The 13,819-nt window shown below is 70.7% G+C and carries 13 protein-coding genes; 12 read left to right on the forward strand and 1 reads right to left on the reverse strand.

The features are described 5' to 3' along the window. The first annotated feature begins 20 nt into the window (after nt 1-20). The 12 genes from GWK15_RS22365 to GWK15_RS22415 all read left to right on the forward strand — a co-directional run bounded on the left by GWK15_RS22365 (nt 21) and on the right by GWK15_RS22415 (nt 12,669). Nucleotides 21-1,643, forward strand: coding sequence for a TIGR04028 family ABC transporter substrate-binding protein (locus GWK15_RS22365; protein WP_168043620.1), 1,623 nt, complete (start codon nt 21-23; stop codon nt 1,641-1,643). Further along, entirely contained in the window at nt 1,640-2,584 is a 945-nt protein-coding gene (locus tag GWK15_RS25705; protein WP_209442361.1) for an ABC transporter permease, read from the forward strand. The genes GWK15_RS22365 and GWK15_RS25705 overlap by 4 nt, the downstream gene beginning before the upstream one ends. Continuing rightward, complete coding sequence (locus tag GWK15_RS26630) at nt 2,581-3,417, forward strand: ABC transporter permease (protein WP_209442362.1); 837 nt, start codon at nt 2,581-2,583, stop codon at nt 3,415-3,417. Before GWK15_RS25705 ends, GWK15_RS26630 begins: the two co-directional genes overlap by 4 nt. Beyond that, the gene (locus GWK15_RS22375) at nt 3,414-5,084 is read left to right on the forward strand and encodes a dipeptide ABC transporter ATP-binding protein (RefSeq protein ID WP_245211828.1); all 1,671 of its coding nucleotides are present in this window, start codon (nt 3,414-3,416) and stop codon (nt 5,082-5,084) included. Before GWK15_RS26630 ends, GWK15_RS22375 begins: the two co-directional genes overlap by 4 nt. Next, on the forward strand, nt 5,081-6,097 hold the full coding sequence (locus tag GWK15_RS22380; protein ID WP_168043622.1) for a putative FMN-dependent luciferase-like monooxygenase: 1,017 nt from the start codon (nt 5,081-5,083) through the stop codon (nt 6,095-6,097). The genes GWK15_RS22375 and GWK15_RS22380 overlap by 4 nt, the downstream gene beginning before the upstream one ends. A 39-nt stretch (nt 6,098-6,136) precedes the next feature. Beyond that, complete coding sequence (locus GWK15_RS22385; protein WP_168043623.1) at nt 6,137-6,721, forward strand: CMD domain protein; 585 nt, start codon at nt 6,137-6,139, stop codon at nt 6,719-6,721. Between the two features lie 11 nt (nt 6,722-6,732). Further along, nucleotides 6,733-7,347 (forward strand): alkylhydroperoxidase domain protein, encoded by a 615-nt coding sequence (locus GWK15_RS22390; protein ID WP_168043624.1) that lies wholly within the window; start codon nt 6,733-6,735, stop codon nt 7,345-7,347. Between the two features lie 662 nt (nt 7,348-8,009). Next, the gene (locus GWK15_RS22395; protein WP_168043625.1) at nt 8,010-8,894 is read left to right on the forward strand and encodes an aldolase/citrate lyase family protein; all 885 of its coding nucleotides are present in this window, start codon (nt 8,010-8,012) and stop codon (nt 8,892-8,894) included. Continuing rightward, complete coding sequence (locus tag GWK15_RS22400) at nt 8,891-10,108, forward strand: CaiB/BaiF CoA transferase family protein (protein ID WP_168043626.1); 1,218 nt, start codon at nt 8,891-8,893, stop codon at nt 10,106-10,108. The genes GWK15_RS22395 and GWK15_RS22400 overlap by 4 nt, the downstream gene beginning before the upstream one ends. A gap of 1 nt (nt 10,109) precedes the next feature. Then, entirely contained in the window at nt 10,110-10,826 is a 717-nt protein-coding gene (locus GWK15_RS22405; RefSeq protein ID WP_168043627.1) for an FCD domain-containing protein, read from the forward strand. Then, entirely contained in the window at nt 10,823-11,680 is an 858-nt protein-coding gene (locus GWK15_RS22410) for an HpcH/HpaI aldolase/citrate lyase family protein (protein WP_168043628.1), read from the forward strand. The genes GWK15_RS22405 and GWK15_RS22410 overlap by 4 nt, the downstream gene beginning before the upstream one ends. 23 nt (nt 11,681-11,703) lie before the next feature. Further along, complete coding sequence (locus GWK15_RS22415; protein WP_168043629.1) at nt 11,704-12,669, forward strand: Bug family tripartite tricarboxylate transporter substrate binding protein; 966 nt, start codon at nt 11,704-11,706, stop codon at nt 12,667-12,669. 4 nt (nt 12,670-12,673) lie between these two features. On the opposite strand, the gene GWK15_RS22420 is transcribed toward GWK15_RS22415, so the two are convergent. Then, nucleotides 12,674-13,720, reverse strand: a complete 1,047-nt coding sequence (locus tag GWK15_RS22420; protein ID WP_168043630.1) for a LacI family DNA-binding transcriptional regulator — start codon at nt 13,718-13,720, stop codon at nt 12,674-12,676. Nucleotides 13,721-13,819: the final 99 nt, after the last annotated feature.

The raw sequence follows: 13,819 nt of genomic DNA on the forward strand, positions 1-13,819 counted from the left end.
GCTACCCGGAAGGAGCTGCCATGAGCGCCACCCGTCGCAGCCTGCTTGCCGCACCCGCGCTGATCGGGCTTGCGCGCCAGGCCGCCGCCCAGGGTGCGCCGGTGCGCGGCGGCACGCTCATCTACCTGGAGCAGCAGACCTACACGAACCTCTATCCGCCGGCGGGCGGCTTCTATCCCAACAGCGGCGTGCTCAATCAGATCACGGACAAGCTGACCTACCAGAACCCCCGCACGCTCGAGATCGAGCCCTGGATCGCGGAGAGCTGGACGGTCAACGCCACCGCCACCGAATACGTGTTCAGGCTGCGCCCCGGCGTCACCTTCTCGGACGGCACGCCAGTCGATGCGGCGGCGGTGGCGAAGAACTACGAAACCTATGGCCTCGGCAACCGCGAGCTGCGCCAGCCCGTGAGCGAGGTCATCACCAACTACGACCGCAGCGAGGTGATCGACCCGCTGACCGTGCGCTTTCTGTTCAAGGCGCCTTCGCCGGGCTTCCTGCAGGGTACCTCGGTGATCGGGGGCGGGCTGGTGTCGCTGCGGACGCTCGCGCTGCCCTTCGACCAGCTGGGCGACGCGACGAAGATCATCGGGTCCGGCCCCTTCGTCGTGGCGCGCCAGGTGCTGGGGCGCGAGCTCGTGCTGAACGCCCGGCAGGACTACAATTGGGGTCCGGCGAAGCACCCGCACCAGGGCCGCGCGCTGCTCGATACCATCCGGATCATCGTCACCGGGGAGGACAGCGTGCGGATCGGCGGGCTGCTCGCCGGCCAGGCGCATGTGATCCGCCAGGTCCAGGCCTATGACGAGGAGCGGGTCCGCAGCCGCGGCTTCCAGATCTTCGCGCCGTCCACGCGCGGGGTGAACAATTCCATCGCCTTCCGCCCCGACAACCCGATGGTCGCCGACATCAGGGTGCGCCGCGCCCTGCTGCATGCGACCAACGCGGCGGAGGTGGTGGCGACGCTGTTCTCGGCAAACTATCCGCAGGCGACCTCGGTCATCGCCTCGACCGCGCAGGGCTATGTGAACCTCGCCGATCGCCTGACATTCGACCCGGGGCTGTCGGCGCGGCTGCTCGACGAGGCGGGCTGGACGATGGGCGCGAATGGCGTGCGCGCGAAGGACGGGCAGGAACTGGCGCTCACGGCGTATGAATCCCCGCCGCAGCCGCGCAACAAGGACACGCTCCAGCTGGTCGCGCAGCAATGGGCGCGGGTGGGGGTGAAGCTGAACGTGCTGGCCGGCGATCTCGGCTCGCGCACGGTGGACAGCCTCGACCCGGCCAGGACCCCTGTGGCGCCGGCCATGGTTGGGCGCGCGGATCCCGACGTGATCCGTTCCAACTACTATCCCACCACGCGCAACGTGCTGCTGCAGCGCGGCGGCGTCAGCCAGCGCGTGCAGAGCTTCGTGGATCCCGAGCTCAACGCCCTGCTGGAGGCCATCGCGGCCGAGACCGATCCGGCGAAGCGCCTCGCGCTGACCGGCGAGGTGCAGCGCTACATCATCGACAAGGCCTATGTGATCCCGCTGTTCGAGGAACCGCAGGTCTTCGCCGCCGCCCCGCGCGTGCGGGGCTTCGGCTTCGAGGCGGTGGGCCGGCCGTCCTTCTACGGCACCTGGATCGCCGCGCGATGACGCGACAGGTCGCCCAGAAGCTCGGCCAGGCGCTGCTGGTGCTGCTCGCGGCCTTCACGGTCGCCTTCGTGCTGCTGCAGGCGCTGCCGGGCGATGCGGTGCTGATCAAGTTCCTCGGATCCGAGATGGGCCTGACGGCCGAGCAGATCGCCGAGCTGCGCATCGCCTACGGCGCGGATGCGCCGGTGTGGGAGCAGTACCTGCATACGCTCGGCAACTTCCTGCGCGGGGATTTCGGCTACTCCATCCGCTCGGGCGTGCCGGTGGCGCAGCTTCTGGCGGAGAACCTGCCCTCCACCCTGTGGCTGGCGCTGCTCGCGCTGACGGCGGCCTGCCTGCTCGCGCTGGTGTTGGCGCTGCTGAGCCAGCTCGAGGGATTCGGATGGGTGCGCGGCCTCGCGCGGTCGATGCCGTCGCTGTTCGTCGCCGTGCCGGTGTTCTGGCTCGGCATCATGCTGATCCAGGTGTTCTCCTTCCAGCTCGGCCTGGTCTCGGTGATCGCGCCGGAGCCGTGGGAGGAACTGGTGCTGCCGGTCGCCACCCTGGCCGTGCCGATCTCCGCGCCGATGGCGCAGGTGCTGATCCGCAACATCGACGCGGTGTTCGGGGAACCCTTCGTCGCCGTCGCCCGCGCCAAGGGCGCGCGCCACCAATGGGTGCTGTGGCGCCATGTGTTCCGCAACGCGCTGCCGGCCACGCTGACCATGGCCGGCGTACTGTTCGGGGAACTGCTGGGCGGCGCCGTGGTCACCGAGACGGTCTTCGGCCTCGGCGGTCTCGGCGGCATGACGCAGCAGGCGGTGGCGAACCAGGATGTCGCGGTGCTGCAGGCGATCGTCGTGCTGTCCGCCTTCGCCTTCGTGGCGATCAGCCTGCTGATCGACCTGCTGATGCCGCTGCTCGACCCGCGGCTCGCGTTGCGCCCGGCGGGTGCGTCGTGAGCGAGACCGCCATTCCGCTGCGCGCGCCGCGCAGCCTTCGCCTGCCGCCGGCCGGGCTGGTGCTCGCCTGGGCCGTGATCGGCCTGGTGCTGGCCTGGGCGATCGCGCCCGGACTGTTCGCCTGGCAAAGCCCGCTGCAGGGTGTGTCCGGCAGCCAGTTGGCGGAACCGAGCGCGGCGCATTGGCTCGGCACCGACGGGCTCGGGCGCGACATGTATGCGCGCGTGGTCTACGGCGCGCGGGAATCGCTGCTCGGGGCGTGCCTCGCCGTGACGGTGGGCCTGTCCTTCGGCACGCTGCTCGGCCTGGTGGCGGGCGCGCGGGGCGGACTGGTGGATGCGGCGATGATGCGGCTGGTGGATACGCTGCTCGCCATACCCTCGCTGCTGCTCTCGCTCTCGGTGATCATCCTGCTCGGCTTCGGGTCGATCAACGCGGCCTTCGCGGTGGGCTGCGTGTCGATCGCGCATTTCGCGCGGCTGTCGCGCACCGAGGTGCTGCGTGTGCGCCGCGCCGAGTATGTCGAGGCCGCCTTCGGCAGCGGCGGGCGCTTCGGCGCGGTGCTGTGGCGCCATGTCCTGCCCAATGCGATGACCTCGGTGCTCGCACTCGCCGCGCTGCAGTTCGGCTCGGCGATCCTCGCGCTCGCGACGCTTGGCTTCCTCGGCTACGGCGCGCCGCCGCCCACGCCCGAATGGGGCCTGCTGATCGCGGAGGGGAGGGATTTCCTCGCTTCCGCCTGGTGGCTGACCTGCGCGCCGGGCGTCGTCGTCGTGCTGGTGGTGCTCTCGGCCGAGCGCATCAGCCGCAGCATCGGGGCACGGCGGACATGAACATGGACAGTGCGGTGCGACTGAACCCCGCCGCGACCGCCGCCAGCGGCACGCCGCTGCTGGCGGTCGAGGACCTCGCCATCCGCTATGTCAGCGGCGGTGCGTCGCGCCGCGTCGTGGAGGACGTGTCCTTCTCGATCGCGCCCGGGGAGGTGGTCGCGCTGGTCGGCGAATCCGGCTCGGGCAAGACGACCACCGCCCAGGCGGTGCTTGGCCTGCTGCCGGCCAACGGCATGATCGAACGCGGCGCGATCCGCCTCGACGGCACGGACATCACCGGCTGGTCCGACCGGCGGCTGTCGGCGCTGCGCGGGACCCGCATGTCGCTGATCCCGCAGGACCCGACGACCTCGCTCAACCCGGTGCGGACCGTGGGGTCGCAGATCGCCGAGATCCTGCAGATCCATGGCGAGCGCGACCGCGGGCGGATCCGCGCGCGGGTGCTGGAACTATTGGCCCGCGTCGGGCTCGAACCCGCGGAAATGCGCGCACAGCAATACCCGCACCAGCTGTCGGGTGGCATGCGCCAGCGCGTGCTGATCGCGATCGCGGTGGCGCTGCGCCCCGGGCTGATCGTCGCGGACGAACCGACCTCGGCGCTCGACGTCACGGTGCAGCGGCGCGTGCTGGACCTGCTGGACGACCTGCGGCGCGAGGACGGCACGGCGGTCCTGCTGGTCACGCATGACCTTGGCGTCGCGGCGGACCGCGCGGACCGCGTCGTGGTGCTGCGCCAGGGCCGCATCCAGGAGGCTGGGCCGGTACGCCAGGTGCTCGCCGCGCCGCGTAGCGACTATGCGCGGCAATTGCTGGCGGATGCGCCGTCGCTCGCGACGCCTCGGGCGCGCCCCGCGGTGCCGGCGACGGCGGGGGTGATGCTGAAGGTCGCGGGGCTGACCCAGACCTACCCCGTGGTGGGCGAGCGCGGCCGTGTCTTCCGCGCCGCCGACGATGTGAGCTTCGAGGTCCGTGCCGGTACGACCCATGCGCTGGTGGGAGAATCCGGCTCCGGCAAGACCACCACGGCGCGCTGCATCGCGGGCTTCCTGCGTCCCACGTCGGGCACGGTGGAGGTCGGTGGCACCGATGTCGCGCGGTTGTCGGGCGAGCAGTTGCGGCAGTTCCGCCACAAGGTGCAGCTGGTGTTCCAGAATCCTTTCGCCTCGCTCGATCCGCGCCAGACCATCGGGCAGATCGTCGAGGAGCCGCTCCGGAACTTCGACCCCGTGCCGAAGGCCGAGCGCGAGCACCGCGTGCGCGCGATGATCGGGCGCGTGGGCCTGCCTGATTCCGTACTCGGGCGGCCACCGGCCGCGCTGTCCGGCGGGCAGCGGCAGCGCGTGGCGATCGCCCGCGCCCTGGTGCTGAAGCCCCGCGTGGTGGTGCTGGACGAGGCGGTGTCCGCCCTGGACGTCACGGTGCAGGCGCGCATCCTCGAATTGCTGGACGAGTTGCAGCGGGAACTCGGCCTCACCTATGTCTTCGTCTCCCACGACCTGGCCGTGGTACGGCTGATCGCGGACACCGTCTCGGTCATGCGGGCCGGGCAGGTGGTGGAATCGGGGCCGGTCGAGACGGTGTTCCACGCCCCGGCCCATGACTACACGCGCGACCTCATCGCGGCCATTCCCGGCGGCGGTGGTGCAGCAGGAAAGGCAGCGCAATGAAGCTCGGCTTCTTCACCCGGGTCCTCGACGAAGGCAGCGCGGCGGAACGCTATCGCTGTGCCCTCGCGCAGATCCGCCACGCCGAGGCCCAGGGCTTCGACAGTGCCTGGGTGGCGCAGCACCATTTCCACGAATTCGAGGGCGGCCTGCCATCCCCCTTCGTCCTGCTGGCCCAGGCGGCGGCGCTGACCAGCCGCATCCGCCTCGCGACCGGCATCGTCACCCTGCCGATGGAGATGCCGATCCGCGTGGCCGAGGATGCGACGGTCCTCGACATCATGTCGGGCGGGCGGCTGGAACTCGGCGTCGGCTCCGGCGGCAATCCGGAAGCCTTCGCCGCCTTCGGGCTGAAGGACGCCGACCGCCGCACGGTGTTTGGCGACAAGCTGGAGGAGCTGCTCGGCGCGCTGCGCGGGCAGCAACTGAACGGGGGCGACCGCGTCTATCCCGCGCGCCCCGAATTGCTCGAGCGGATGTGGTACGCGACCTTCTCGGTGGATGGCTCGCGCGCGGCCGGCAGGCTCGGGATGGGGCTGCTGCTGTCGCGCACGCAGCCGCGCACCAAGGAGGCGCCGGATGCCAGCCTCGCGGACATCCAGGATCCGATGGTGGATGCCTATCTCGAGGCGCTGCCTCCGGGCGTGGCGCCGCGCATCCTCGCCTCTCGCTCGGTCTTCGCGGCCGATCGCCGGGAGGATGTGATGCGCTTCGCCGAGGTGGGCCTGCAGCGCTACCACAAGCGCCTGGTGGCGCTCGGGCGCGTGCCGGATGCGCCGCGTTCGACCGCGGAGATCATCCGCCGCCAGGACGTTCATCTCGGGACGCCGGAGGAGGTGTTGGCCTCGCTGAAGGCGGACCGCATCATGGACCGCGCGACCGAGCTCGCGGTGCAGGTGCACTCGGTCGATCCGCCGCACCCCTACGTCTTGCGCTCCATCGAACTGGTCGCCGAACATGTCGCCCCGGCCTTCGGCTGGCGCCGCGAGGCGGCGGAGGCTGCACGCGCGGCCTGAGGCGACCAGGACCACGGCCATGACAAGGACGGAATACCGATGGATGTGATCGACACGCTGGCCGGCATCGCGCCTGGCTCGCGCATGGATGCCGTGCGCGACGGCCGGAAGGTCGCGCGCACCCACGCGCAGAAGAGCTACGACGTGCTGCTGACCCCCGCCGCGCCCGGCGATTTCAGCATCGCGGAACGCTTCGCCGTCGCCGCCTATGTCGCCGGGCTGCATCGCGCCGCGCCGACCGTCGCGCATTATGCCGCGGGCCTGCGCGAGCATGGCGGGGAAGTGTTGGCCGGCGCTGTCGCGGCCGCCGTGGCGCAGACCGTGGCCGAGGGGCCGAAGGGCGCGTATCCGCCGGGCCCGCTTAGCGTCGAGGATACGCCCGCGCCGCCCTTCGCCCTGTCGCCGGAGGTGGCCGCAGCGCTGGGTCCGAAGCTCGTCGCCGCCCTCGCGCATACGCATTACCTGGTGTTTCACCCCCGCGATGCCGCGGCGTCGCGCTTCGTGCCGCTGAAGGAAGCCGGCTGGACCGAGGACGGCATCGTGTCCCTCTCGCAGCTGGTCTCCTTCCTCGCCTTCCAGATCCGCGTCATCGCCGGCCTGTCCGTGCTGGCCGCGACGCCCTGAGGATCCGCACCATGCCCGACACCGCTGTGCCGTCCCCCGTGCCGAACGTCTTCACCCGCGCCCAGATCGGCTGGGTCCCGTTCGTGGAACCGCTCTCCGAGGCCGAGCTCACGCCGCACCACATCGCTGCGCTGATCGATGCCGCCCGGGCGAAGTCGGAGTATTTCCGCCTGCTCGCGCGCGACCCGGATGCGCTCGAGCACCGCACGCGCACCGACAAGGACATCTTCTACAACCCCGAGGCCGGCGCGCCGCGGGCGGATCGCGAGCTCGCCGCGGCGGCGGTGTCGCGCTTCAACGGCTGCATCTACTGCTGCTCGGTCCATGCCCGCTTCGCCGCGACCTATGCGAAGCGCGAGGCCGATGTCGACAAGCTGCTGGCCGAGGGCGTCGGCACCGACATCGGCGAACGTTGGAACGCCATCGTGGCGGCGTCGGTCGCGCTGACCGCCATCCCGATGACCTTCGGGCCGGAGCATGTCACGCGGCTGCGAGCGACGGGGATGGACGATCTCGCCATCAGCGACATCATCCAGGCCGCGTCCTTCTTCAACTGGGCGAACCGGCTGATGCTTTCGCTGGGCGAGGCCTCGGCGGATCGGCCGCCCAACGGCGCGGCGCGCTGAGCGACGGCGACGCAGCGTCGGCCCGTCCGTCGTTCGAAGGTCCCTAATCCTGGCGTTCTGGGCGCCGCCAGCAGGTTGTGGCCGGGGCTGTGCGGCGCGCAGACCCGGCATGCATCGCCCCGCCTGGACCGGACGACGTATGGCGGCTCACCGGTGGTGCGGGCGCGGCAGGGATTCCTGCGCGATGCACGGCAACGGAAACCGCGTGTTGTCCGGCCTGGCTGCATGGCCGACCTGACGGCACGACCTTCGCCGGTTCGCGGCGTCGCGGCCCTGGCAGTGCTCCGGATCCAGGTGGCGAGCCGACGAGCGGCCGGCTGCGCGCCTCGATCCGTCGTGGTGCAGGGGCGACAGGTCAGCCCGTCGACGACACATTGGTCCGGACGCCAGGCGGGCAGACCGGGCGGCAGGTCGTCGTCGACCGGCGCCGGCCCAGCAACGGCAATCCCGGCGCGGTTGCGCCGGACAGTCGGGTATCGACAGGCATGCGAAACCGCCGATGCCCTGTGTGAGGGCGCCACTCGGCGGAGCCCCGGTATTGGTGCGGACATCAAGCGGCTCGGGGTCCGATCCGCGGCCGGACGCGCCTTGACCGAGGTCCGATTTACCGTAAGATTGTCGACAATCAACCGCCGACAATACTCAGGGAAACGCCGAGCTCCGTGACCGACCTCCTGCGAACCCTCCTGTTCACGCCGGCGAACCACGCCCGCCGCGTGGAGAAGGCCCTCACGCTCCCGGCCGATGCGGTGATCCTCGACCTCGAGGACGCTGTCGCGGCGTCCGAGAAGCCCAGGGCACGGCAGGACGCGCTCGCGGCCCGGGGCCTGCAACGGCGCGGGCGGCTCATCGTCCGGGTCAACGGACTGACGACGGAATGGGGCTATGCGGACCTGGTCGCGATGGTCGCGCCCGGCATTGACGGCATCATGCTGCCCAAGGTCGAGAGCGCGCAGGACCTCGGCACCGCGGAATGGCTGATCGCCGCGCTGGAACGGGATGCGGGCCTGCCCGCCGGCGGCATAGACCTGATCCCGCTGATCGAGACCGCCGCAGGCATGCAGGCGCTGGAAGCCATCGCCCGTACGGCGCGCCGCGCGCGGCGCATCGCGTTCGGGGCGGGTGACTTCACGCTCGACACCAATCTCGACTGGTCGCGCGAGGAATGGGAGTTGCTGCCGCATCGCAGCCATTGCGTCCTGACCTCGCGCGCGCAGGGCCTGGAACCGCCGATCGACACGGTCTGGGCGCGGCTCGACGATGCCGAGGGCTATGCTGCCTCTGTGGAGCGCGCCCGCGCGCTCGGCTTCGCCGGCAAGCTCTGCATCCATCCCTCCCAGCTCGGGCCGGCCAACGCGGCCTTCTCGCCCTCGCCCGAGGCGGTGGCGCGCGCCCGCCGCGTCGTCGCCGCCTTCGCGGAGGCGGAAGCCAAGGGCCTCGCCTCCATCACCCTCGACGGCGCCTTCATCGACTACCCCATCGCCTATGCCGCGCAGCGCATCCTGGCGCGCGCCAACGCCATCCAGAACGCGGAGTCCGCTGCATGAGCCTGCCCCTCGCCGACCAGGTCGAAGCCCTGCAGGGCTGCAAGGTCATCGACGTCTCGAGCTTCCTTGCGGGCCCCTTTTGCTCCACCCAGCTCGCCGAATTCGGCGCTGACGTGATCAAGCTGGAGCTGCCTGGGGTGGGCGATCCGCTGCGCAAGTTCGGCACCGTGACCGAATGCGGCGAGACGCTCCCGTGGCTCTCGGAATGCCGCAACAAGAAGATCGCCTCGCTCGACCTGCGCAAGCCCGAGGGCGCGGCGCTGTTCAAGAAGCTGATCGCCGATGCCGATATCCTGGTCGAGAACTTCCAGCCCGGCACGCTCGAGAAGTGGGGCCTCGGATGGGACGTCCTGAAGGAGGTCAATCCGCGCCTCATCATGGTGCGCATCTCCGGCTACGGGCAGACCGGCCCGTATCGCGGCCGACCGGGCTTCGGGCGCATCGGCAACGCCTTCGGCGGCCTGTCCTTCCTGGCGGGGTATCCGGACCGCCCGCCGGTCACGCCCGGTTCCGCGACGATCCCGGACTACTTGGCGGGCCTCTATGGCGCGCTCGGCGCGCTGCTCGCGATGAAGGCGCGCGACCTGACGGGGCGCGGGCAGTTCATCGACATCGGTCTCTACGAGCCGATCTTCCGCATCCTCGATGAGCTCGCGCCGAAGTTCCAGACCAGCGGCTATGTGCGGCAGCGGATGGGACCGGGCACGGTGAACGTCGTGCCGCACAGCCACTACCCGACCAAGGACGATCGCTGGATCGCGATCGCCTGCACCTCGGACAAGATCTTCTCGCGCCTCGCCGAGGCGATGGGCGTGCCCGAATGGGCCGATGACGGGAAGTGGGGCACGATCCGCCAGCGCGACGCGGATCGCGCGCAGGTGGACGAATATGTCGGCACCTGGACGTCGCAGTTCACGCGCGACGAGGTGCTGGCCCTGTGCGAGAAGTTCCAGGTCCCCTGCGGCCCGGTTTACGGCATCGACGAGATCTTCGAGGATCCGCAGTACAAGGCCCGCGAGAACATCGCCTGGGTGAAGGACGAGCGTGTCGGCGAGCTCGCCGTGCCGAACGTGGTTCCCCGGCTGTCCGAGACGCCGGGCCGCGTGAAGTGGCTCGGCCCCTCCAAGGGGGCGCACGAGGATCACGTCTACAAGGAGCGCCTTGGCCTCGACGACGCCGAGATCGCGCGGCTGAAGGCGCTCGAGGTCCTCTGACGTGTCCGATCAGGCAAGCGACGCCGCGATCTGGGCGCTGCCGGCTCGGACGTCCCTGCCGGACTTCGTGACGGAACGCTTCCTCGATGCCATGCGCGCCGGCGTGCTGGCGCCGGGCGAACGTATCGTCGAGGCGACGCTGGCCAAAAAACTCGGTGTCAGCCGTGGGCCGCTGCGGGAGGCGCTGAAGGGTCTCGAGGCCGACCGCCTCGTCGAGCGGCGCGCCAATCGCGGCATGTTCGTCGCCGAGGTGAACCTCGACCGCGCGCTGCAGATGATCGTCATGCGCGCGATGCTGGAAGGGCTCGCCGCCCGGCTCGTCGCGGCGCGCATCACGCCGGAGATGGCGGCCTCCCTGACCGAACAGCACCGGCTGATCGAGGAGGCTGCGGCCGCCGGGCGGACCCGCGAATGGCGTGACCATGACTGGCGCTTCCACGAGATGGTCTGCGAGGCGGCCGACAACGAATTCCTGCTGCGGTCCTGGGTGTCGATCAGCAACCTCATCCGCCTGTTTCTCCATCACCATCCCGCCTATGAGCGGGATGCCGGCGACGTCCTGCACAATCACCACCGCATGCTCGAGGTGCTGCGCGGCGGCGATCCGAACCTCGCCGACGCCACCTTCCGTACCGTCATCATCCGCAGCGGCTATCGCCGGCTGGGCATCGAGCCGGCCGCCGAGATCGCCGCGCTGTGCGTGAAGGCCGAGCCATGACTATTCGTCTTCGCCGGTCCCTGATGCTGACGCCCGGGCACCGGGCGGAAAGGCTCGCCAAGGCGGTGACGCTGGCCGCCGACAGCCTCGCCTTCGACCTCGAGGACGGCGTGCCGCCGGCCCGCAAGGCGGAAGCCCGCGCCGTCATCGCGGAAGCGCTGCGGACGCTGGATTTCGGGCGCCGCGAACGCGTGGTCCGCGTCAACGCGATCGGCTCGCCCGATCTCGAGGCCGACCTTGCCGCCCTGCCGCTGGACCGCATCGACGCCATCATGGTGCCGAAGGTCGAGAGCGCGGCGGAGCTGCATGCCCTCGACGCTCGTCTCGCCGATCATCCAGGCCTTGGGGCGATCGTGATGCTGGAGACGCCGCGCGGCGTGCTGCGGGCGCTCGACATCGCGGAAGCGTCGCGCCGCACCCTCGCGCTGTTCTTCGGTCCGGGCGACTACACGCTGCAGACCGGCGGCAGCCTGACGCCCGCGACGCTCGCCATGCCGCGCGCCGTCATCGCGGCTGCCGCCGGCGCGGCAGGCATCCAGGCGTTGGATGCGCCCTATCTGCTGGGGCTGCGCGATGCCGAGGGCACGCGCGCCGATGCCGAGATCGCGCGCGAACTCGGCTTCTCCGGCAAGGTGGTCTTCCACCCCGACCAGATCGCACCGGTGAATGCGGTCTTCACGCCGGATGCCCGCACGGTGGCGCACGCCGAACGCTATGTCGCGGCCTTTCGTGAGGCGGCTGCGCGCGGTGAGAACGTCGCCTACGTCGACGGCGAGTTCATCGCCATGGACCTGGTGCCACGCATGGAACGGATCATCGCGATCGCGCAGGAGGCCGCGCTGGCCGACGCCTGAGCATCGCAACGGAGGAAATGAACATGACCAAGATCGGTCTCGGTCGCCGCGCCCTGGTCGCGGCCGGCCTCGCCATGCCTGCCATCGCGCGGGCCCAGCCTGCCTGGCCGTCCCGGCCGGTGCGGATCGTCGTGCCCTATGCGCCGGGCGGCGGCACCGACGTCACGAACCGCGCCTATGCCGAGGCCCTGACGCGGCGCTTCGGCACTGCCTTCGTCGTCGAGAACCGGCCCGGCGGCAACGGCATCATCGGCGCCGAGGCGGTCTCCCGCAGCCAGGCGGACGGTACGTCCTTCGTGGCGCCAAACATCACGCACACCATGCTGCGGCACATCACCAACCCGCCCTTCGACCCGGTCGCGGATTTCACGCCGGTCGCGCTGCTCGCCAGCTACTGCTTCGTCCTCCTCGCCTATGTCGATGCGCCTTTCCGCGACGTGCCGTCGTTGGTCGAATATGCCCGCCGGCGGCCGGGCGAGGTGGCTTATGGCACCGCCGACATCGCTTCGGCCTACACAGCGGCCCAGTTCACCAGCGCCGCGGGCGTCGACATGACGGAGGTGCGCTACCAGGGTTCGGGCCAGGCGGTCGGCAACCTGACCGGCGGCCACATGCCCCTCGCCTGGATGAGCACCGCGACGGTGATGACGCTGCTGCCCGGCGGCAAGGTGCGCCCGCTCGCGGTCAGTTCCTCGCGCCGGTCGGCCTTCCTGCCGGATACGCCGTCGCTGCAGGAACTCGGCTACGGTGCCGCGAACTTCGACGGCTGGTTCGGCCTGTTTGGCCCGGCGCGCCTGCCTGAGGCGATCACCAGCCAGATGCACGCGGCGATCATCGAGGCGTCCCGCATGCCCGCGGTCGCCGAGCGGCTGCGCACCCTCGCCGTGGAGCCTTGGCCCGCGAGCCCCGCGGAGATGGCCTCGATCGTCGCCGAGGACGACCGGCGCTGGGCCGCCGCCGCGGCCGCCGGCCGTCTGCCGAGGAGCTGATGGGTCAGCCGGCGGCCTTGTCCCATGCGTCGCCCGCGGCCTGGCGGGCGGAAGCGCGGATCACGATCTCGCCGCGCAGCAGGACCGCTTCGTCCGGTAGGCTGGGTTCGCCGATGCGCGCCGCGAGCAGATCGAGGCCGCGACGCACCATCGCGGCCACGGGCTGGCGGAAGGTGGTGATCGCATAATGCGGGCGCGCGCCATCCGGGATGCAGTCGAAGCCGACGACCGAGATGTCCTGCGGCACCCGCAGGCCCTTGGCGCGGAGGGCATCCATCGCGCCCATGCCGATGATGTCCGACACGGCGAAGAGGCAATCCGGACGCTTCCCGGCCGGCATCTCGGCGATGGCCTCGCCGGCGGCATAGCCACCTTCGTAGACGGACCGGGCGTCGAAGCGGAAGACGATGCGTGCCGCGCCACGGGTGAAGGCCTCGGTGAAGCCGCGCTCGCGCTCGATGCCGTTCGAGCTGCCGGCGCCGCTGTGCAGGATGCCGGCGCGGCGGTGTCCGCCCGCGCGCAGAAATCGCGCCAGCGTCCCCCCGCCCTCGGCGTTGTCGCAGGACACGGCGCTCGCATGCTGCCGCGGGATGCGGTTGATCATCACGACCGGCACGCCGTTGCGCGCGCAGATGTCGGCGGCGCGCGAGGACAGGTCGGCCGAGGTGATCAGGCAGCCATCGACGCGATAGTGCAGCAGCGCCTCGGCGGTGCTGTCCTCGATCGGGCCGGCGCCGGCGTGGATGATCATGAAGCGCTGCTGCCGCGCCGCCGCCTGCCGGACCAGCTCCTCGAGCAGCATGGCGTAGAAGGGATTGCTGGCGGCGCCGAGCACGAGGCCGATCAACCCGCTGCGCCCCGAGGACAGGGTGCGCGCCATGATGTTCGGCATGTAGCCGGCTTCGGCGGCCAGGGCGGCGATGCGGGCGCGCATGGAGGGCGAGATGCTCGGGTCGCCCTTGAGGGCGCGCGAGACGGTCGAGGTCGAGACCCCCGCGCTGCGCGAGAGGGTGACGATGGTGGTCCTCGGCTTGCCCGGGGCGTCGGTCATCGCCGCAGCATGGCCCGCCGGCCGCTGTGGCGCAAACGCTCGCGTGAACCGGCAGATTTGTACGATGAGAACGAGACAAATGGCAACAATTACAATGAT

Source organism: Neoroseomonas oryzicola (assembly GCF_012163135.1).
Lineage (GTDB): Bacteria > Pseudomonadota > Alphaproteobacteria > Acetobacterales > Acetobacteraceae > Neoroseomonas > Neoroseomonas oryzicola.